This is a genomic window from Campylobacter concisus, assembly GCF_003048575.1.
GTDB classification, from domain to species: Bacteria; Campylobacterota; Campylobacteria; order Campylobacterales; family Campylobacteraceae; genus Campylobacter_A; species Campylobacter_A concisus_U.
Genome location: NZ_PIRZ01000004.1, coordinates 46498 through 65442, shown reverse-complemented (window position 1 = coordinate 65442; position 18945 = coordinate 46498). Strand labels below are relative to the sequence as shown.

Here is an 18945-nt window from a genome sequence, read left to right as displayed (position 1 = left end):
AATTTAGCCCTCGTTTGGGGGCTAAATTATTTTTAGGTCATTTATATCTTCAAATTTGATCCTAGTTTTTACAACCATAAGAGTTTTATTTTTGAAATTTACGTCAGAGATTAGTCCGCTAGCACTTGTATAGGTGTAGCCGTCATGATAGCTCACATATACTTCATCAGCCAGCCTTAGCTCGCTTATCTTTTTTAAAATTTCATCAACCTTGCTCTCATCAAGTTCAAGTTTTTCGCATTTTTCTCGCTCTTTTTGTTGCAGGGCTCGCTCTAGGGTTGATAGGGGATTAAACGAGCTAAAAATTTTTGCTCTATCTTTACTCGCCACTTTTGTGCCCTCCGATCTTTTTATTTCGGTCTTGCCCAGTGGCTTCTGGTAGTAGATCGATAGCTCTTAAAACCGAGTTTTTACCAAATTTTTCTTTTATGAGATTTAGGGACTTTAAAACCGCCTTTTCTTTAGTATCATCCTCAAAAAGACTTTGGTGAGTTAGGTTCTCTTTTACTACGTCGTTTGCACTGATGCTAATTTGCCTAATCAGCCCAACATTTTTTATCTTGTTTAAAAGTAGCTCTTCGACCAAACTCATCAGCACACTTGAGACATTTGTTGGTGTCTTAAACCGAACGCTTGCACGTTGTAGTGGCTCAAGCTTATCGGCAAATTTTATATTTATCGTTATTCCACTTGCCATTACTTCTTTGTTGATCATCCTAAGCGCTAGCCTATCAGCCATCTCTTTTAGTACGACTACCGCCTCGCAACGCTCATAATCTCTTGGTAAAATTTCAGAGCTAAAGTAGGATTTTGTGCTTGGTTTATATGCTTTTATGTCAGCTATTGTCGTTGGCTCTATGCCATTTGCGTGATCTATCGTTATATAGGCATCAACTCCAAAAAATTTCTCAAGTAGGCTTCGCGGAGCATTTGCTATATCTTTCATACAAAAAATTCCATGTTTTTCCAGCTTTAGCCTAGTTTGCTTACCGATACGCCAAAAGTCATCTAGCGGTTGATGTGTCCAAAGACGTTCTTTATAAAGCTGCTCGTCTAAAAATGCAATCCCATCATCACTGTGCTTAGCCAGGATATCAAGGGCGATTTTTGCGAGGTATAAATTTGTACCCATGCCACAAGTGGCTGTCACGCCAGTAGTTTTTAAAATTTCATCCATTATCTTTTTGGCTATGGATTTTGCATCGGTATTATAAAATTTAACATAAGAAGTAAGATCGATAAAGGCCTCATCGATAGAATAAACATAGATATCATCTTTTGAAACATATTTTAGGTATATCTCATAAATTTTGGCCGCATAGTCGATGTAAAACTGCATTCTAGGCGGTGCGATGATAAATTTTATAGCCTTTGGTATTTCAAAAAGCCTGCATCTATTTTTCACACCTTTGGCTCTAAGGGCTGGGCTAACGGCTAGGCAAACACTTCCGTTGCCGCGACTATCGTCAGCTACGACTAGATCGGCTTTAAACGGATCAAGTCCTCGCTCCACACACTCAACTGAGGCGTAAAATGACTTTAGATCAATGACGGCATAAAATTTTTGCACTTCGTTTTTCATGGAGTGATTATAGATGAAAATTAGTAAAAGTTCGTTTTTGAAAAATCGATCTTAAGGCTAAAATTTCTAATAAAAATTTTTTAGAAACAAAATAAGTAAAATGGATAAATTTTACTAGTGGAGCCAGAGCAAATGCAACGCACAACGAAGTTAATATAATTGGTTCTACTATCGAAAAAAAGTAGACAATCAGGTGTTTATATTGGTTTAACAGATAGAGGTGATGTAAATTCTAGCAAAGTAAAAATAAAAATGGCGAGTCTATGCTTGGGGCTTTTGCTATGCCAATATTTGATAATAGCGATGAAGATGCCAAAATAGATGGCAGAGTTAGAAACTATGGACTTGGTATTTTTTCAAGACTAAATTTACCACGTGATTTTTATATCGATCTCATGGCAAAAGCTGGTAAGAGTCAAACCAAGGTTGATGCGAAAAATGTTGATTATAAAATCTCAATGCCATATTACAATGCTAGCTTTGGCGTAGGCAAAAAGATAAAATTTGATAGTTTTATACTTGATGGTGGGCTAAACTACGCACTCTCTTATGTCGGTAGCGATGAGACAGATATCGGACAAAGCACATTAAAATTTAGCAGCGTTACATCAAGTAGAGCTAAAATTTACTCAAAAATGGCCTATGATGCTGGTAAATTTAATCCTTATGGAAAAATTAGCGCTGAGTATAAATTTAACACCAAGTCAAAAATAGCAGTGATCCAAGAAGACGAGGAGATCAGCCTAACTCAAAAAGGCACAAGCTCAGAGGTTGAGGTCGGTCTAAGATATACGCCAACTTATGCAACACTCATAAATTTTGGCATAGTACAATCTTTTGGTAAAAAAGATCAAAGCAGCGCAAAACTTCAGTTTGCTTATAGATTCTAAAATTTAGTGGCTTTTAGGCCACTAAATCTTACTCATTTTATAGATTGTAAATTTACATATTTATTTGGAAGTAGTATATAAGTATAACCAGAAGTAATATAATTATATCTTTTATAAAAGAATACGTTATAATCGTACTTTCATTATACTAAAAAGGAAGTATTAAAAAATGAAAGAAGAAGTAAGTAGTAATATAATAATACCAGAGCCATCTTTTGGAAGTAATTTGACTAATGTTATTTTAGATTTGGAAAAGATAAGAACCAAAAGGCTTGACGGTGATGTACCTCTGTATATATTTTTTCAGCTTAAAAATATTTTTCAGATTTTAGAAACTTTAGGATCAGCTAGAATCGAAGGAAATAATACAACATTATCTGAATATGTTGAGAAGATTATAGACAAAAATTTGACAGATGAAAGCGACGATGAGATAAAAAGCTTAGAAAATGCTATAGCTTTTATAGAAGATAATACAGATGAAAAAACCATATTTGATCGTGCCTATATTTCAGAAATCCATAAAATTATTACAAAAGGCTTAACACCGCCGCCAAAAGGTGAAGGATCTAACTATCCTGGAGAATTAAGGCGACATGACGTAAGTATAAAAAAATCAGGACATATTCCACCAAAGCACTTTATATTGCCAGATTATTTTAATAAGTTTATAGAATTTATCAACGAAAAACATAAGGAGCAGTACCAGCTTTTAATGGTTGCTATTGCGCATCATAGGTTTGAGTTTATTCATCCATTTGACAATGGAAATGGTAGAATGGGTAGACTTTTAAATTATGCTTTTTTAATTAAGCTCGGATTTAAAGTTAAGCAAGATAGACTTATAAATCCGTCTTCTGTTTTTTACGCAAATAGAGATCAGTATTACGATATGTTATCACGTGCCGATACTTTAGAGCCTAGAGATTTGTTAGCTTGGTGTGAATATTTTTTAATAGGATTAAAAAATGAGATCGAAAAAATAGACTATCTTTTAAAAAAAGAATATGTAGAAAAAATTATACTTCTACCAATGCTTAAAATAGCACTAGATAGAGAACATATAACAAAACAAGAATTTGATATATTGACGTATATTGTTAAAAAAGATGATATGTGTATGAAAGCCGAAGAACTTGATAAATTTGGTATACGAAAATCAAAAGAAAAATCAAACATTATGGCAAAACTGAAAGATAAAAAAATGGTTAGATCCATAACTGATGGTGGAAGAATTTACACTATCTATTTTGTAAATAATTATCTTTTGCGTAGCATTATGCATGTATTAAAAGATAGTGGTTTTGTCTCTGATTTTTTAAATAATAATATTTAAGGGCTTTTAGAGTCCTACCTAAATAGCTATTATAAAAAGCCAAAAAGGTATTTCTTAAGATCAGGCATTATCTCTAAAGAATATTACTTATACTTTTTTCCACCAGAGTGACAGTTTTTACCGCTACCGCAACCACAGTCTTTTTGCCTAAACTCTTTTGCGTAAACGAAATATCCCGCACCGACTGCCATTACAATCAAAATCGCAGCTTCATACCAAGCCATATTTTTCCTTTTAAAGACGTTTCGCCGCGTCAAATTTAAACATTTCGCGGCGAGTTTATTAATTTATTTTGAAATATCTTTTGACTCTACGATGACCTCGTGGCCTTCGCCCGCAAACATCCTAGCCTTGTATTCGCCTTGCGGTTTTTTAAACGTATACATACTGTCCTTGTCAAATTTGCCCTCGATAATAACCTTGCCATTTTGCAAAACCTTAAACTCCACGCCACTAGCACTGCTACCGTCGCTAAATCCCGCCTCGCAAGTAACGGTATCGTCGCCGTTATCTATGCAGCTCATAAGCGCCGTATGCGCAAACGCAGGCAAGCTCACAAGAGCCGCTAAAACAGATGAAAATAAAATTTTCTTCATTTTTTCTCCTTTGATAAAGTTAAATTTACTTTTTGACGCCGCCGCTCCAGTTTTGGCGTTTTTGCGGCATAAATCCTAAAATGATTACAAAAAACAAAAGTATAAAATAATATATCCCCATGGCCGTTAGACCGCCTACGCCAAAGCTATTTGCAAGAGTAAAGAATAGCGACGAAACTACGAGCGCTAGAGTAAAAGGGAAAAATATCCCAAACGCCATCCACGCGTAGCTGTTCGTCTGCATTTTTACTACGATCATCGTAGCGATACATGGCGGCGTAAGCAGCATGAAAACGATGATTGAGGCCGCATGAAGCGGAGTATAGCCGCTACTTTGCCTCATTGCTTCCTCAGGCCTCATCTCTTCACCGCTACTTGCCTCGGTGGCTCTACCGCTTTCGTATATACTACCAAGCGTCGCAACTGCGGACTCCCTGGCGGCAAATGAGCTTAAAAACGCTACATTTATCCTCCAGTCAAACCCTGCAAATTTTGATATAGGCTCAAGCGCACGTCCAGCCATACCAAGGAGTGAGCTTTCTATCTTGTCGTTTTTTTGCTCTCTTAAAATCGTTTTTCTTTGTGTCGAGAGTTTTCTAAGTGCTAAATTTATCGCTTTTGCGTCTTGATCGGTTTTTGGCATTACAAATTTGTAAAACTCTGGGTTCTCGGCCTCATATTTTTCGTCTACGCCTTTGCCTCCGCCCATCTTTTTAGCTTTGTATCCGTCGTAGAAATTTAGTAATTGCGCAACCTTTTCTCTGCTGTCTACACTCGCATAATAGCTTGATTTTCTTGCAGCCGCTTCAAAATTCGCTAGAGCCTTAGCCTCTTCGTTTGCATAATGCTCCTGCTTTTCGTTTGAAAGTCCTGGAAACTGTAAAAGCGCAAAGAGTATCACGGCTACTGCAATGACGATGGTGCAGACTTTTTTAATATACAGCCACACGCGCTCGCAGGCTCTTATCACGACGCCCTTAAACGTCGGCAGGTGATAAGGCGGTAGCTCCATCACAAAGGGTGCGGTCTCTCTCGTCTTTAAAATCGTCGAGGTTAAAAATTTAGCTATCAAAAGCGCAGCCAGGATCGTAACAGTCGAGATATAAAACATCATTACGCTCATTTGCGAAGCATCTATGCTTTTGCTCCCGTCTGCCGCCACGATCGTAGTCGTATAAAATGCACCCAAAAGCAGCGTGTAAAAAGGCACCTTGGCTAGGCAGTTCATCAAAGGAACAGTGAGAATAGTCGCCATTCTCGCCCTATCGTCGGCGATACCCTTGGTAGACATGACGCCCGGCACCGCACAGCCTCCTACAAATGCCCCGCCAAGTACCAGCGGCAAGGTGCTTTGTCCGTGTAGGCCGAATTTTTTAAAAATTTTATCTAAGACAAACGCCATCCTTGGCATATATCCTACATCCTCTAGAATCGCGATCATTGCAAAAAGTATAAAAAATATCGGTAAGTAGTTTAAAAGCGCGACGGCAGAATTTACCAGCCATATAGCGGCGTCCGTTATGAGCGGTACTTTAGCAATATCTGCCGCAGGCGTAATATCTACCACAAAGTTTTTAATAGCCGCAAGCAGTGGCCAAGTGTAGTTCGTGAGCTTATAACCAAAAACTATACTACTCTCGTAAATCGCAAAAATAATGGCAAAAAGGATCGGAAAACTAAGCCAGCGATTTAGGATTATTTTATCTATCTTGTCTGTTAGCGTGGCTTGATTTTTCTTGGTCTCTTTTACGCACTCGCTAAAGACTATGCTAGCGTTTTCGTATCTAAGTGCAGCCAAATATCCCTCAATACTTTTGCTGGTCTTTTCGTTAAATTTAGCCCTTTGCTCCACCGTCAAATTTTCTATCTCGGTGTTAGAGTTTTTTAGCAAATTTAAGGCTGCAGCGTCGTTTTCAAGGGCTTTTACGCAAAGCCATCTTGTACTTATGCCTTTATCTAAAGATACGCTATTTTGTAGCTCTAAAACAAAAGGCTCCAACTCTTCGTAATTTACCTTAAATTCTTCATAGTTTTGTTTTAGATTTTTAGCGTTTCTTAAAACGTCTAAAATTTCAGCCTTGCCCTCGCCCTTTGACGCACTAGCACAGATTATGGGACATTTTAAAATTTTAGCTATTTTGCCGGAGTCTATAATTATGCCGCGTCTTTTTGCTACGTCTAGCATATTTAAGACGATGACGACGGGAACGCCGATTTCAAGCAGCTGAAAGGTTAGGTATAAATTTCGCTTTAAATTTGAAGCGTCGATGATGTTTAAAATGACGTCTGGCTTTTCGTTTACGATAAATTCTTTCGCGACTTTTTCTTCAAGCGAATACGAACTAAACGAATAAGTACCCGGCAGATCGACCATCTCGACGTCCACGTCTGCGATGCTAAAAAATCCCGATTTTTTATCAACGGTAACGCCTGGGTAGTTTGCGATATGCTGACGTATGCCGCTTATCATATTAAATACGGTGGATTTGCCGCAGTTTGGCTGCCCCGCAAGAGCTACTTTTATTTGCAAATTTCAACCTCCACTAACGCCGCTTCGCTTTTTCTGAGCGAAATAAGACAGCCTTGGATTTTAAGCTCTATGGGATCAAGAAGCGGAGCGAGTCTTACCGCCTCGACGACGGCTCCGTTTATAAAGCCCATATCAAGCAACTTTAAAAGCAATTTACCGTCTGCTTTTAGCCCCTTTATCTCGTATAAATTTCCGATCTTTGCATCGCTAAGATTCATCTAAAATCCTTAAAATTTGACCGCCCGAGCATTCAAGCGGTCAAATCGTAATTTATTTTACTTCAAACGTAAAAGAGGCGATTGCCGTCTCTTCGTCGCATTTTTTAGCGTCTGCGTAAGGGAATTTATGCACTACTTTTAGCACCCATTTTCCTGGTCTAAGCGCTAAAACCTCGGTTTCTCCTTTTAGATCGGTAGTTGCATGAAATGCGCTTTTGTCTTTCAAAAATCCATCAAATGTGCCGTCAATAGTCGCAATTTTTAACGGTTTACCCTCAAACAATACTTTCACTTTAAACGGCTCACCGACTTTAAATTTTGCAGGATTTGCTAGAGGCACGATTTCCAGGCGTTGTCCTGTAGATTTGGTTATAAAGTCATCTTCTGCGCCGACATTTATGACGCTTTTTGCGCTCATGGTAGCGCGGCGGCAAAATTTAGCATTTTTTATCGTTTCTTTAGTACCGCCCATGTGCCATTTGCCATCGGTATCTTCCGTCCAAAATGTAGGCTTGTATTCGCCGGTAATCGCGTAGGTGCCCTCTTTTAGCTTCACACCCTCGTAGTGATAGTTCTCTCCACTTTGCTTTAGTGCGATTTTGCCCTCTTTGCCAAGGATCACGGGCGCTTCAAAGTTGTTTACGCGCTCAGCGTCAATCGGTTCTGATTTTGGAAAATCATGCCCAAAACCTATATCTACGCTAGCTTTTTCACCGTTTTGTCCAAACAGCCAAAAATCATGCGCGCTTGCTACGCTAAATGCACCTAAAATAGCTAGTAGAGCTAAACTTTTTTTCATTTTTTATCCTTTTAATAAAAATTTATTAGATTTAAAAACTATATTTTACGCCTATGCCAAAGGTTCTACCTTTGCCGTAAGTAACAAGGGCGTTGCTAGCTCTGGCTCTAGCATGCGTAAAGTACTCTTTGTCGGTTAAATTTTTGACATAAAGATATACATCAAAGCTATCTTTTAGATAACCAACTTTTGCATCTGCTGTAAAGTAGCTCTTTTGAGCAAGCGTATTTTGCTCATCAAAATATGTCTTACCTATCATGTTTCCATCAAGTCTGGCATAAATTCCCATCGGAGCGTAATATGAGGCACCAAGAGAAATTTTATACTCTGGGTTTTTCTCGATTCTATTGCCTTTATTATTTGAGCCGTCTTTATTGATATAGTTGCCATATTTAGTTTTAAGTAGGCTTGCGGCCAAATTTATATCAATCTCCTTGCTAGCTTTTAGAGTGCCTTCAAATTCTACGCCCATAGATGTTGATTTATCGGCATTTGATATATAGTATATGTTAGAGTTGTTAGGGTCGGTATAGAATATGTGAGTACCTTTAATGGCCATATAAAATAACGCTGTAGAAAATCTGAAACTATCATATGTGCCTTTTAAGCCGATTTCGTAATCATCACTTGTCTGAGCGTCAAATTTATTATCTTTTCTACTGCCACCAGTTGTATAAAAGTTAAAGCCACCTGCTAAGTAGCCTTTTGAATACATCGCGTAGATATTTAGCTCGTTGGTAAGATCGTATCCAAGTGCAAATTTAGGCAAAATGTTCTAAAAGTCTCTTTTTCATCCATTGAAAACACTGGTGTACCAGGAGTATGTCCTAGTGGATAAGAGAAATAATCAACCTTGGTATGTTTTTTAATCTGTTGTAATCTACCGCCTAGTGTCACGTCAAATCTACTAGTAACTGGATAGATAACTTGACCAAATGTCGATATTGTCTGCGCACGATTTACAGACGGCCAATCCTCTACTATCGTGTTACCACCATAGCCATATTGATCGCCGATAGGACCAAAAACTTGCTTTTCCTTTTCAAAGTATAATCCGCCAACCCACTTAAAGCTTTGCTCATCTATACTGCTAAATCTAAGCTCCTGCGATAAAGTATCGTTTTTAGAGTTTAAAAAAGTAACTAGCCCGTAGTGGTCTGGATGAAGATAAGTTGCCTTGCTACCAAAGTCCTCGTCGTAAAGTCCATCTTTTTTAGCTCTACGAAAAGTCGTAGCCGATGTTACATCAAATTTATCAAATTCATATTTTAGATCTATCGCACCAGATGTTGAAGTCTGCTTTACGCGAGCCGGAGTTTCTAAATTGATATGTTTGACTTCGCTTTTTGAGATATCATAAAATCTACTCTTTGGGATAAAAAGTTCGTCAAGCGAGTCATCCTGTCGGTGGAAAACGTCACCACGAATTTTTACAGTAAGACGGTCAGTTGGAACAATCTTTAAATTTAAACCAAAGTTATAATTTTTCTTATCATTGGCTTTATCTCCGTTTAGATCGTTTATGATCCAGCCATCTTCTTTGGATGCCGAGCCATTTAAGCCCAAAAATAGCTTATCATCGATTAGTGCACCGTTTGTTTCAAAGAGGCCCAGCATGTATTTGTTCGATCCATATTCGGTACCGACACTGCCCCTCCATTCATTTTCGGGCTCTTTTAAGACGATATTGATTATGCCACCGATAGAGTCTTTGCCATAAATCGCACTACTAGGACCTCTTAAAACTTCGACATGGTCAATGTTGGTTACTGGAATGTAGGCTGCATCTTTGTTACTCTGTGCCACACCGCCTATGTAGACAGTTACTGGGTTTGAGCTAGTGTATATGGATGGGTTTAATCCTCTAGTACTGATACCCTCATACATTCCACCTACACCGCTGATATTTGGTATAGTTTTTACCAGCTCTTCTACATTTTTTACGCCTCGCTCCTCTAAATCAACATCACTAATTACACTGATACTTTGAGGCACATCCTTTAAATTCTCACTGATTTTGTTTGCGGTAACCGAAACTTCACCAAGTACTATATCTTCTGCGGCTACGGCTGAATTTGTAAGAATCAATAAAGCAGCCGTTAGTCTAGATAGAGAAATTCTTTTCATATTTGCTCCCTAAACTTAAAAATTAATTGTAGAATTATAGGGAATTAGATAATCATTGTCAATATTATAGTAATAAAAAATTTATATAAAATTAATACTCGTTTAATGTATAATTATCGTAAATTAGGGGGTTATTTATCATATAATAAATTTATATTAAAAATACGTAATACTATATATAGTAGGTTCTTTTCATATATCGTCATATAATTTATGATTATTTTCTAAAGATTAATATTTGAATATAAAAATTTAATATTATAATAGTAAGTTTATATGAAATTAATAATTAGTTAATTTTATGCTCGCTATTTCTTTAGAATTTAGCGTATAAGAAAAACATACTTCAAAATTTAAGATATTTTCATAAGTCCATATTGTTAAATTAAGTAGGCTATGTTCAATTTTAGATTTAGCTTATTTTAATATCTTGGTTTGAGATCTTAGATATTGGCTAAATACAATAAAGAAAGATAGTATGAATTTTTTAAAAGAATCAAAATAAAAAGACTTTTTGTAGTATTGTTTTTTAAATGTTAAAGCCCTTATAGATCATCTTTTTGGTTACTTAAATTTAGCCATAAATTTTCTTTAAATTTTCAAGCTTTGTGCTAGCATTTAGTAGTAGCATATCAGCGATAACTAGCCTTATCATTGCAGTTGCTACGACGCTACCACGTATGCCTATACAAGGATCGTGTCTACCTCGTAGCTCAAAGTCCACCACTTCGCCTTGTAAATTTAGTGTCTTTTGCTCTTTAAATATCGAAGGTGTAGGCTTGAAATGGCTCTTTAGTACGATATCTTCGCCACTACTTATACCGCCAAGTATACCCCCTGCGTTGTTGCTTAAAAAGCCAAGCTCGTCCATCTCATCGTTATTTACCGACCCAAATGTCTCACTTGCTTTTACACCAGCACCTATTTCGACAGCTTTTACACCATTTATACCCATTAAAGCCGCCGCCAAGGCACTATCAAGCTTATCATAAAGTGGCTCACCAAGACCAGCTGGAGCATTTTTAACCACACTTAAAACAACTGCACCGACACTATCGTGGTCATTTCTAGCTTTATTTACCGCTTCTTTCATAGCTTCTTCGTTGCCAAGAGCATAAATTTGTGAATTTTTAGCAAAGTTAAAGTCTATCTTATCGCTAAAAATCTTGCCGATGCCAAATACCCCGCTTAAAACCTCAATATTAAACTCATTTAAAAGTAGCTGTGCAAAAGCCCCACCAGCTACCCTAATGGCTGTTTCTCTAGCACTTGAACGCCCACCGCCCCTGTGATCTCTAAAACCATATTTTTTAAAATATGTAAAATCAGCATGGCCAGGGCGGAAAATTTCACGTAAATTGTCATAGTCATTTGACTTTTGATTGTTATTAAAAATGGCAAAACCTATCGGTGCTCCAGTGCTTATACCATCAAAAAGGCCGCTAAAAATTTCTATCTTGTCAGCCTCGTCTCTTGCGGTTGTGAAGTTGCTTTGTCCGGGACGGCGTCTATCTAGCTCGCTTTGGATAAACTGCGTATCTATTTTCATTCCAGCAGGAAGACCGTCTATAACGCCACCTATGGCTACTCCGTGACTCTCGCCAAATGTTGTTAGGGTTAGTTTTTTGCCAAATGTATTCAAGCTTGTTCCTATTTTTTGATTTTTTCTAGTGCGATTTTTGCGGCTAGCTGTTGGGCTTGCTTTTTGGAGCTGCCAATAGCTCTTGAAATTTCCTCGCCATTTAGCAGTAGTGCAATCTCAAATTCTTTCTTATGATCAGGACCAGATGTGCTGATTAGTTCGTAAGATGGTATGATGCCAAGATGTGCTTGAGTGACCTCTTGCAGCGCTGTTTTGTAGTCTTTTTCAAGGTGAGCAAAATCGATTTGTGGATAGCAAAGCTCAAGTAAGTTGATAGAAATTTCTCTTACCTTAAGAAGACCAGCTTCGAGATAAATAGCCCCCATCACAGCCTCAAAAGCATCACTTAAAATGCTATCTTTCTCGCGTCCACCATTGTTTTCTTCAGCCAAGCTCAGTCTTAAAAATTCACCCATCTTTAGATGCCTTGCCATATTTGCAAAACTTTTTTCATTGACAAGTGCAGCTCTTAGCTTGCTCATGTCGCCCTCTGCGATCTTGCTAAATTTTTTAAAAAGATACTCAGCCACTAGCAGATCCATCACTGCATCGCCTAAAAACTCAAGCCTTTCGTTGTTTAACGCCTGCTTAGTGCTCTTGTGAGTCAGTGCCTCTTCTAAAAGCTCTGTTTTTTTAAATTTATATCCAAGACTCTCTTCAAATTCTTCTAAATTTTTCATCTTTCGTTCTCATCTTTTATCTTTTGTGCCTCGTCTCTTGCCATCTGGTCGCACTCTTCGTTTTCAGGGTGTCCTGCATGCCCTTTGACCCAGCTTGCTATGACTTTATGGGGCTTTGAAATTTTCAAATACTCTTGCCAAAGCTCTACATTTTTTACATTTTTAAAATTTCTCTTTTGCCAGTTTACAAGCCACTCATTTATGCTATTTACTACGTACGAGCTATCGGTAAATAGTCTCACTTCACAAGGCTCTTTTAGCGCTTTTAACCCCATTATCGCAGCTTTTAGCTCCATTTGATTATTTGTAGTAAATGCCTCGCCGCCACTCTCTTTTTTCTGTGCTTCATTAAATCTCAAAATATAAGCCCACCCACCAGCTCCAGGGTTTCCAAGGCATGAACCGTCGCTAAAAAGTGTTACTGTCTTCACTTGGTTTTTCTGTGATGTGGGATAAAATTTTTACACTTCCAAGCTCGTGGCAGACTGGACAGCGGTAAAAGTGCATCGGAAATGAGTTCTTACAGCTTTTGCAAATGTAGTTAAAACTAAGTCCTGCTGCGTCAAATTTGGCATCTTTTAACTTCTTTATAGCATTTAACTCAAAGCCGTAAATTTCACAAGGCTCATTTATATCACCCTTTGCGTAAAAGAGCGATCTATACTTATCATCACTCAAATTTATAGGCGTTTTTAGGTTGTAAAGTAGATCAGGTACGTCTTCAAATTTGGCAAAATCTTTTAAATTTTCTAAATTTTCATTGTGTCTTATAAAAAGCACCAAGATCATGCGTTTTAAAAGCTCAAAATTTTGGCTAAGACGAGAGAGAACTTCTATCTTTTCATTAAAGCTTAAATTTCTATCATCAAGCGTGCTGATAGCCTTTATATAGGCCTTTTGATCTTTTACATTTACTCCAAGCTCTTCAAGCGAATTTAGTGCATAAAGTGCCTCTTTGTAGTTTTTGAGTTTCTCATCTATCATCGTTAGGAAACGAAGTGCGATGACATTTCTAGGACTTAGTTCGAGTGCCTTTTCAAAAACCTCACTAGCCTTTTTTAAAAAGCCAGCCTTAAAATAAACCTCTCCAAGCTCGTTTAGGATAAATTCCTTCTCATTTTTATCTCTAGCTTTGCCAAGGGCGATCAGATAGATGCTAATGGACTTTTCAAAGTCGCCATTTTTGGCGAAAGTTTGCCCTAACATACAAAGGCTTTGAGCGTCTATCTCGGGACTTTGCAGCATCTGCCTATGCTCGTCGCTTATGCCATCTTTGCTGTCAAATTTTCTTATAAATTTTTCAATGCGTTTTTTCTCATCTTTGCTTGAAAAGATACCCCAAGCATAGCTTAGTGCAGCGATCATTAAAATGATACTAAATAAAATAATAAGGCTAAATATCGGATCTCTATGCCCAATGAAAAAAATATCCACGCTCATACTTTGTAATAAAATTTTACTTTAATTATAACAAAGCAGTTGTATAATTTTGCTTATGATAGATCCAAAATCCATTGAAAAGCTTAAAAATCAAATCGATATCGTTGACATTATAGAGCACTTTGTGCCAGTCAAAAAAATGGGAGCAAACTACAAATGCGTTTGTCCATTTCATGACGACAAAAATCCTAGTATGAGCATAAGTCAAAGTAAGCAAATTTTTCACTGTTTTGCTTGTAAGGCTGGCGGAGATGCGATTAAATTTGTGATGGATTATGAGAAACTTACCTATCCAGAAGCTATCGAAAGAATAGCTAGCCTTGTAAATTTTAGCCTTGAATACACAAGCGATAAACTTCCCACACAAAAAGAAAATAAGCATATTTTAGAAAAGGCAAATGCCTTTTATAGGAGCGAATTTTTCAAGCATGAAGCCGCTGTGAGATATATCTATTCTCGTGGCATAAATGATGCGATGATAGAGAAATTTGAGCTTGGCTGGGCTGGGGATAGCGCTAGTACTATCAGGCTTTTACAAAATGAAAATATCGAGCCAAAAGAGGCGCTTGAAGTTGGAATCGTAAAGCAAAACGAGAAGGGAATTTATGCTAGTTTTATCGAGCGTATCACATTTCCAATATATGCGCACACGGCAAAATTAGTTGGCTTTGGCGGTAGAACGATCTCAGATCATCCTGCAAAATATGTAAATTCTCCACAAAGCATAGTTTTTGACAAGTCAAAGCTGCTTTACGGCTATCATTTAGCTAGACAAAGTATTTTTGAAAAGAAGCAGATTATCATCACAGAGGGATATTTGGATGTTATCATGCTGCACTTTGCTGGCTTTACAAACGCCGTTGCCGTGCTTGGAACCGCACTTACGACTAATCACTTGCCACTTTTAAAAAGAGGAGAGATAAGCGTAGTGCTTTGTTTTGATGGTGACTCGGCTGGTATAAATGCTGCTATAAAATCATCTCGTCTTTTGGTTCAAAACGAAATAGATGGAAGCGTTGTAATTATAAAAGATGGTGCAGACCCTGCGGATATGGTATTTGCAGGTAGAAGCGATGAGCTAAAAGAGATGTTTGGCTCAGGGACTGAGCTTGGCGAGTTTTATATCGAGCAAATTGTAAAAAAATATGATATTACGCGTCCAGTGCAAAAGCAAAAATGTTTAGAAGAGATAGTGGAATTTACAAATTCTCTAAAGCCAATAATCGCAAAAAGTTACGAATTACTGGTCTCAAATTTACTCAAAATAGAGCTAAATACTTTTAGTCTTCATGGACAAAGATATATAAATAGACAAGATCAAAATTTTACAAATGCTGCAACAACAAATAAACAAATGGCTCAAAAAAAGGATAAAACTGATATTTTAGAATTTAGCGTTTTAAAGAGCATGCTTGCAAATAAAAATTACGAAACTATTGTTTTGAACGAGCTTGAGGAGAAATTCTTCTTGCACCATAAAGATTATTTTCAAGCTGTTTTATTGCCAAATATTGAAGATAATGCGGTGCTTGTTAGAGAAATTTATGTTGATGAAAGCTCAAATGTAGCTTCTAGTGAAGAGAGCCTTAAAGAGGCCATTTTAAAGCTAAAACTAAAATACTATGAGAAGTTTCGCGAAGATACTAGAAAATCACAAAAACCAAATAAAATCGAAATAATGCAAAAAATTTCAGAGATTATTAAAGGCTTACACAACAAACTACAAAAAAATTAGATTTAAAAATTTAACACTTATTCAGCTTTAAATCATAAAACTAAATGTAAAATGTTCAAAATAATAAATGTTTTTAAGATTAGTTTTATTTTTAAGGATTTATTATGATAAATTTTAAAAGATTTGAGGCGAATTTTAATGCTATAAGCAGATTTGGAGCATTAAAAGGTGGAGGGCTAACAAGGCTTGCATTTAGCAAAGAAGACTTGGAAGCTAGGAATTTTCTTATAAATTTAATAGAAGAAAATGGCTTTAAACTTAAAATTGACAATGTTGGCAATATCTTTGCCGTCTATGATGATGGCTGTGATCAAGGTGAGAAGCCAGTTTGTGTGGGCTCTCATATAGATAGCGTGCCAAATGGTGGCTTTTATGATGGTACGCTTGGCGTTATGGCTGGACTTGAAGCATTAACCTCTATAAAAGAAGCTGGCATTAAACTAAAGCACCCGCTTTGGTTAATTAACTTTTGCTGTGAAGAGTCAAGTAGGTTCAAGACAGCGACCATTGGTAGTAAGATAATAAGCGGCAAGCTTGGTCTACAAAGGCTTCATGAATTAAAAGACGAAGACGGCATTTCGCTATTTGAAGCGATGAGTAAATTTGGACTTGACCCACAAAATTTAAATGACTCTATTTTAAAAGAACACTCACTTCATTCTTATCTAGAACTTCACATTGAACAAGGCCCAGTGCTTGAGCGAAGTGGTATAAGCGTTGGTGTAGTAAGCGGTATCGCCGCTCCTATAAGATTTGAAATTATTATTCATGGTAAGGCAGATCACAGCGGTGCAACTCCAATGAATATGCGTAGTGACGCACTGCTAGCTGCTTCACACATCATAATTGCTGCCAATAAATTTGCAAAAAACAAAAAAACAGCTGTGGCTACTGTTGGTTACGCACATGCAAAGCCGGGCGTTTTAAATGTCGTGCCAGGCGAGGCAAGGCTTGGAGTTGATCTAAGAGATATTGATAAGACAAGCTTAGAAGAGCTAAATTTAGAGCTTAGAAATTTTATAAAAGAGCTAAGCGGTGAGCTAAATTTTAGCTACGAGATAAGAGAATTAAGTAGTGATGAGCCAGTAAAACTTAGTGAGCATGCTATAAATTTACTAATCGAAGAGGCTACTAAACTGGGCATAAAAACGCTTACTTTGCCAAGCGGAGCTGGACACGATGCGATGAATCTAACAAAACTTGCAAGTAGCGTTGGCATGCTTTTTATACCTTGCGTTGGTGGCATCAGTCACAATATAGCAGAAGCTATAAATTTTGATGATGCTTTCAAAGCTACACAAATTTTAACAAATGCACTAATTAAACTATCAAATGAATAAGGAGAAACCTATGGATAAGATAGCAAATTTGGCTCTTTCTTTAAAAGATGAGCTGATCAAGGATCGCAGGTATTTTCACTCGCATCCAGAGACTGGCTGGTTTACATTTTTTACAACCGCTGTATTAGCAAAGAGGCTTAGTGACCTTGGTTATGAAATAAGCCTTGGTGACAAGGTGGTTAAAGCGGATGCAAGGCTTGGCCTTGGCTCAAAAGAGCAATGCGAAAAAGCAATAGAAAGAGCTAAAAAGCTTCTAGGTCCTGAAGAAGCAAAATATCTTTCTTATATGAAAGATGGCTTAACTGGCCTAACAGCTTTTATCGACACAAAAAGGCCTGGTAAATTTACAGCATTTAGATTTGACATTGATAGTGTTGATGTGACAGAGAGCGACGAGCCTACTCATAGACCTTATAAAGAGGGTTTTGGTGCAGACATCGCTGGTATCACGCATGCTTGTGGGCATGATGGTCACATGTCAATAGGTCTTGGTGTGGCAAAACTTATAGCTGAAAATTTAGATGAATTTAACGGTAAATTTAAATTTATATTCCAAACAGCAGAAGAGGGCACAAGAGGAGCTGTGGCTATGGAAGCTGCTGGTGTGCTTGATGGCATTGAGTACCTACTTGGCGGACACATCGGCTTTCAAGCAAAAATCAATAGAGGCATCATCTGTGGGACAAATAAGCTACTTGCAACTTCAAAATTTGACGTACATATCACTGGTCGTTCAGCTCACGCAGCAGGTGCACCACAAGATGGCGCAAATGCCCTTTTAGCCGCATCTCAAATGGCACTAAGCATGCATGGTATCACAAGACATGCAAAAGGCGTGACTAGGATAAACGTAGGCGTTTTAAAAGCAGGTGAAGGCAGAAACGTCATCGCACCAAATGGCTATCTAGCTTGCGAAACAAGAGGTGAAGATACAAATTTAAATGATTTTATGTATGAAAAATGTATGGATATTGTTAAAGGCGTGAGTGAAATTTATGGAGTAGAGAGTAAAGTCGTAAAAACTGGCGGTACAAACGGAGCCGATAGCGACAAAGAAGTAACTGAAATTTTCTATGAAGCTGCAAAGCAAAGTCCATTTATAGACGACGACAAGATCGTAAAAGAGCTTGATTTTGGTGCTTGTGAAGATTTTGCTCATTTTATGAGAGCTTTACAAGACAGAGGCGCAAAGAGCGGCTATATGATGATAGGAACAAATTTAAAAGCAGGCCATCACAACTGCAAATTTGACTTTGATGAGGAGTGCTTGGTAGCTGGAGTTGATGTCTATCTAAGATCTGCTTACAAACTAAATGGAGTAAAAAAATGAAAAACGCTTTACTAATCAGTGCTTCAAGCTACCAAGATACTGGCTACTTGAGACACTGCAAAAACTGGGTTAAGGAATTTTTAGGTGAATGCGGCAAGGAAGAAATTTTATTTATCCCTTACGCTGGAGTTAGGCGAACAAACGACGAATATGAACAAAAGGTGCAAGAGTGCTTAAATAGCAAAAATATCAAATCTATCCACCGCTATGAAGATAAAATTTCTGCTATCAAAAATGCTAAAAGTATCGCAGTTGGCGGCGGAAATACCTTCATGCTGCTTCACATGCTCTATAAGCTAAATTTGATTGAACCTATAAAAGAGGCGGTGGCAAATGGCGCAAAATACTTTGGCTGGTCGGCTGGCGCAAACATAGCTGGCAAGACGATGATGACTACAAATGATATGCCTATCATCATGCCAAAGTCATTTGATAGTCTAAATATCTTCCCATATCAGATCAACCCACACTTTATAAGTGGCAAGCTAGCTGGTCATAACGGCGAGAGTAGAGAGGAGAGATTGGAGGAATTTTTGATAGCTAATCCAAAAGAGACTATCTACGCTTTGCCTGAAGGCACAGCTTTGGTTATAAGGGGTAATGAAGTTGAGGTCATCGGACATAGCGACATCTTAAAGCTTGAGTACAAAAAAGAGATAGAAAAGATAGCAATTAAAACAAAATTTAAAATCTAAGCAAG

General features: G+C 37.5%; 18 protein-coding genes and 1 pseudogene. 6 read left to right on the top strand and 13 right to left on the bottom strand.

Annotated features, from left to right (window positions below; translation table 11 throughout):
- Nucleotides 1-21: 21 nt before the first annotated feature.
- Nucleotides 22-330, bottom strand: coding sequence for a YolD-like family protein (locus CVS84_RS05750; protein WP_234411908.1), 309 nt, complete (start codon nucleotides 328-330; stop codon nucleotides 22-24).
- A complete protein-coding gene (locus CVS84_RS05745; protein ID WP_107691537.1) occupies nucleotides 320-1582 on the bottom strand; it encodes a DNA repair protein in 1263 nt (420 codons plus the stop codon). Before CVS84_RS05745 ends, CVS84_RS05750 begins: the two co-directional genes overlap by 11 nt.
- A 257-nt stretch (nucleotides 1583-1839) precedes the next feature.
- On the opposite strand from CVS84_RS05745, the pseudogene CVS84_RS05740 reads away from it, so the two are divergent.
- Nucleotides 1840-2472: pseudogene (locus tag CVS84_RS05740) on the top strand (autotransporter outer membrane beta-barrel domain-containing protein); the annotation flags it as partial.
- 169 nt (nucleotides 2473-2641) lie between these two features.
- Complete coding sequence (locus CVS84_RS05735; protein WP_107691535.1) at nucleotides 2642-3808, top strand: Fic family protein; 1167 nt, start codon at nucleotides 2642-2644, stop codon at nucleotides 3806-3808.
- 83 nt (nucleotides 3809-3891) lie between these two features.
- On the opposite strand, the gene CVS84_RS09445 is transcribed toward CVS84_RS05735, so the two are convergent.
- From CVS84_RS09445 to CVS84_RS05685, 11 genes are all read right to left on the bottom strand, one after another.
- A complete protein-coding gene (locus CVS84_RS09445) occupies nucleotides 3892-4032 on the bottom strand; it encodes a hypothetical protein (RefSeq protein ID WP_159070072.1) in 141 nt (46 codons plus the stop codon).
- Nucleotides 4033-4095: 63 nt separating this feature from the next.
- Nucleotides 4096-4404, bottom strand: coding sequence for a hypothetical protein (locus tag CVS84_RS05730; RefSeq protein ID WP_107691534.1), 309 nt, complete (start codon nucleotides 4402-4404; stop codon nucleotides 4096-4098).
- Between the two features lie 25 nt (nucleotides 4405-4429).
- Nucleotides 4430-6934: a ferrous iron transport protein B gene (feoB, locus tag CVS84_RS05725; RefSeq protein ID WP_107691533.1), complete on the bottom strand. Its 2505-nt coding sequence runs from the start codon at nucleotides 6932-6934 to the stop codon at nucleotides 4430-4432.
- Nucleotides 6925-7152, bottom strand: a complete 228-nt coding sequence (locus CVS84_RS05720) for a FeoA family protein (protein WP_107691532.1) — start codon at nucleotides 7150-7152, stop codon at nucleotides 6925-6927. Before CVS84_RS05720 ends, feoB begins: the two co-directional genes overlap by 10 nt.
- Nucleotides 7153-7204: 52 nt before the next feature.
- On the bottom strand, nucleotides 7205-7951 hold the full coding sequence (locus CVS84_RS05715; RefSeq protein ID WP_107691531.1) for a DUF4198 domain-containing protein: 747 nt from the start codon (nucleotides 7949-7951) through the stop codon (nucleotides 7205-7207).
- A 31-nt stretch (nucleotides 7952-7982) separates the two neighbouring features.
- Nucleotides 7983-8720: a TonB-dependent receptor gene (locus CVS84_RS09720; protein ID WP_159070071.1), complete on the bottom strand. Its 738-nt coding sequence runs from the start codon at nucleotides 8718-8720 to the stop codon at nucleotides 7983-7985.
- Nucleotides 8678-10078 carry a TonB-dependent receptor gene (locus CVS84_RS05705; protein ID WP_107691529.1) on the bottom strand — a complete coding sequence of 467 codons (1401 nt, stop codon included), beginning with the start codon at nucleotides 10076-10078 and terminating at the stop codon, nucleotides 8678-8680. Before CVS84_RS05705 ends, CVS84_RS09720 begins: the two co-directional genes overlap by 43 nt.
- A gap of 574 nt (nucleotides 10079-10652) precedes the next feature.
- On the bottom strand, nucleotides 10653-11720 hold the full coding sequence (gene aroC, locus CVS84_RS05700) for a chorismate synthase (protein ID WP_107691528.1): 1068 nt from the start codon (nucleotides 11718-11720) through the stop codon (nucleotides 10653-10655).
- Between the two features lie 8 nt (nucleotides 11721-11728).
- Complete coding sequence (gene rnc, locus CVS84_RS05695) at nucleotides 11729-12400, bottom strand: ribonuclease III (RefSeq protein ID WP_107691527.1); 672 nt, start codon at nucleotides 12398-12400, stop codon at nucleotides 11729-11731.
- A complete protein-coding gene (rnhA, locus tag CVS84_RS05690) occupies nucleotides 12397-12831 on the bottom strand; it encodes a ribonuclease HI (protein ID WP_107691526.1) in 435 nt (144 codons plus the stop codon). The genes rnc and rnhA overlap by 4 nt, the downstream gene beginning before the upstream one ends.
- Nucleotides 12809-13840 (bottom strand): tetratricopeptide repeat protein, encoded by a 1032-nt coding sequence (locus CVS84_RS05685; RefSeq protein WP_234411907.1) that lies wholly within the window; start codon nucleotides 13838-13840, stop codon nucleotides 12809-12811. The genes rnhA and CVS84_RS05685 overlap by 23 nt, the downstream gene beginning before the upstream one ends.
- A 55-nt stretch (nucleotides 13841-13895) precedes the next feature.
- Between CVS84_RS05685 and dnaG the strand changes: the two genes are divergently transcribed.
- From dnaG to pepE, 4 genes are all read left to right on the top strand, one after another.
- Entirely contained in the window at nucleotides 13896-15575 is a 1680-nt protein-coding gene (gene dnaG, locus CVS84_RS05680; protein WP_107691524.1) for a DNA primase, read from the top strand.
- Between the two features lie 104 nt (nucleotides 15576-15679).
- Nucleotides 15680-16915, top strand: coding sequence for a M20 family metallo-hydrolase (locus tag CVS84_RS05675; RefSeq protein ID WP_107691523.1), 1236 nt, complete (start codon nucleotides 15680-15682; stop codon nucleotides 16913-16915).
- Between the two features lie 10 nt (nucleotides 16916-16925).
- The gene (locus CVS84_RS05670) at nucleotides 16926-18245 is read left to right on the top strand and encodes an amidohydrolase (RefSeq protein ID WP_107691522.1); all 1320 of its coding nucleotides are present in this window, start codon (nucleotides 16926-16928) and stop codon (nucleotides 18243-18245) included.
- The gene (gene pepE, locus CVS84_RS05665) at nucleotides 18242-18940 is read left to right on the top strand and encodes a dipeptidase PepE (protein ID WP_107691521.1); all 699 of its coding nucleotides are present in this window, start codon (nucleotides 18242-18244) and stop codon (nucleotides 18938-18940) included. Before CVS84_RS05670 ends, pepE begins: the two co-directional genes overlap by 4 nt.
- Nucleotides 18941-18945 lie beyond the last annotated feature (5 nt).

Excerpts from the sequence above, each read along its gene's own strand:
- CVS84_RS05745 (WP_107691537.1), bottom strand. The coding sequence starts at position 1,582 with ATGAAAAACGAAGTGCAAAAATTTTATGCCGTCATTGATCTAAAGTCA.
- CVS84_RS05715 (WP_107691531.1), bottom strand. The coding sequence starts at position 7,951 with ATGAAAAAAAGTTTAGCTCTACTAGCTATTTTAGGTGCATTTAGCGTA.
- CVS84_RS05705 (WP_107691529.1), bottom strand. The coding sequence starts at position 10,078 with ATGAAAAGAATTTCTCTATCTAGACTAACGGCTGCTTTATTGATTCTT.
- pepE (WP_107691521.1), top strand. The coding sequence starts at position 18,242 with ATGAAAAACGCTTTACTAATCAGTGCTTCAAGCTACCAAGATACTGGC.
- CVS84_RS05685 (WP_234411907.1), bottom strand. The coding sequence starts at position 13,840 with ATGAGCGTGGATATTTTTTTCATTGGGCATAGAGATCCGATATTTAGC.
- CVS84_RS05735 (WP_107691535.1), top strand. The coding sequence starts at position 2,642 with ATGAAAGAAGAAGTAAGTAGTAATATAATAATACCAGAGCCATCTTTT.
- CVS84_RS05670 (WP_107691522.1), top strand. The coding sequence starts at position 16,926 with ATGGATAAGATAGCAAATTTGGCTCTTTCTTTAAAAGATGAGCTGATC.
- CVS84_RS09445 (WP_159070072.1), bottom strand. The coding sequence starts at position 4,032 with ATGGCTTGGTATGAAGCTGCGATTTTGATTGTAATGGCAGTCGGTGCG.
- CVS84_RS05730 (WP_107691534.1), bottom strand. The coding sequence starts at position 4,404 with ATGAAGAAAATTTTATTTTCATCTGTTTTAGCGGCTCTTGTGAGCTTG.
- dnaG (WP_107691524.1), top strand. The coding sequence starts at position 13,896 with ATGATAGATCCAAAATCCATTGAAAAGCTTAAAAATCAAATCGATATC.
- CVS84_RS05675 (WP_107691523.1), top strand. The coding sequence starts at position 15,680 with ATGATAAATTTTAAAAGATTTGAGGCGAATTTTAATGCTATAAGCAGA.
- rnc (WP_107691527.1), bottom strand. The coding sequence starts at position 12,400 with ATGAAAAATTTAGAAGAATTTGAAGAGAGTCTTGGATATAAATTTAAA.
- CVS84_RS05720 (WP_107691532.1), bottom strand. The coding sequence starts at position 7,152 with ATGAATCTTAGCGATGCAAAGATCGGAAATTTATACGAGATAAAGGGG.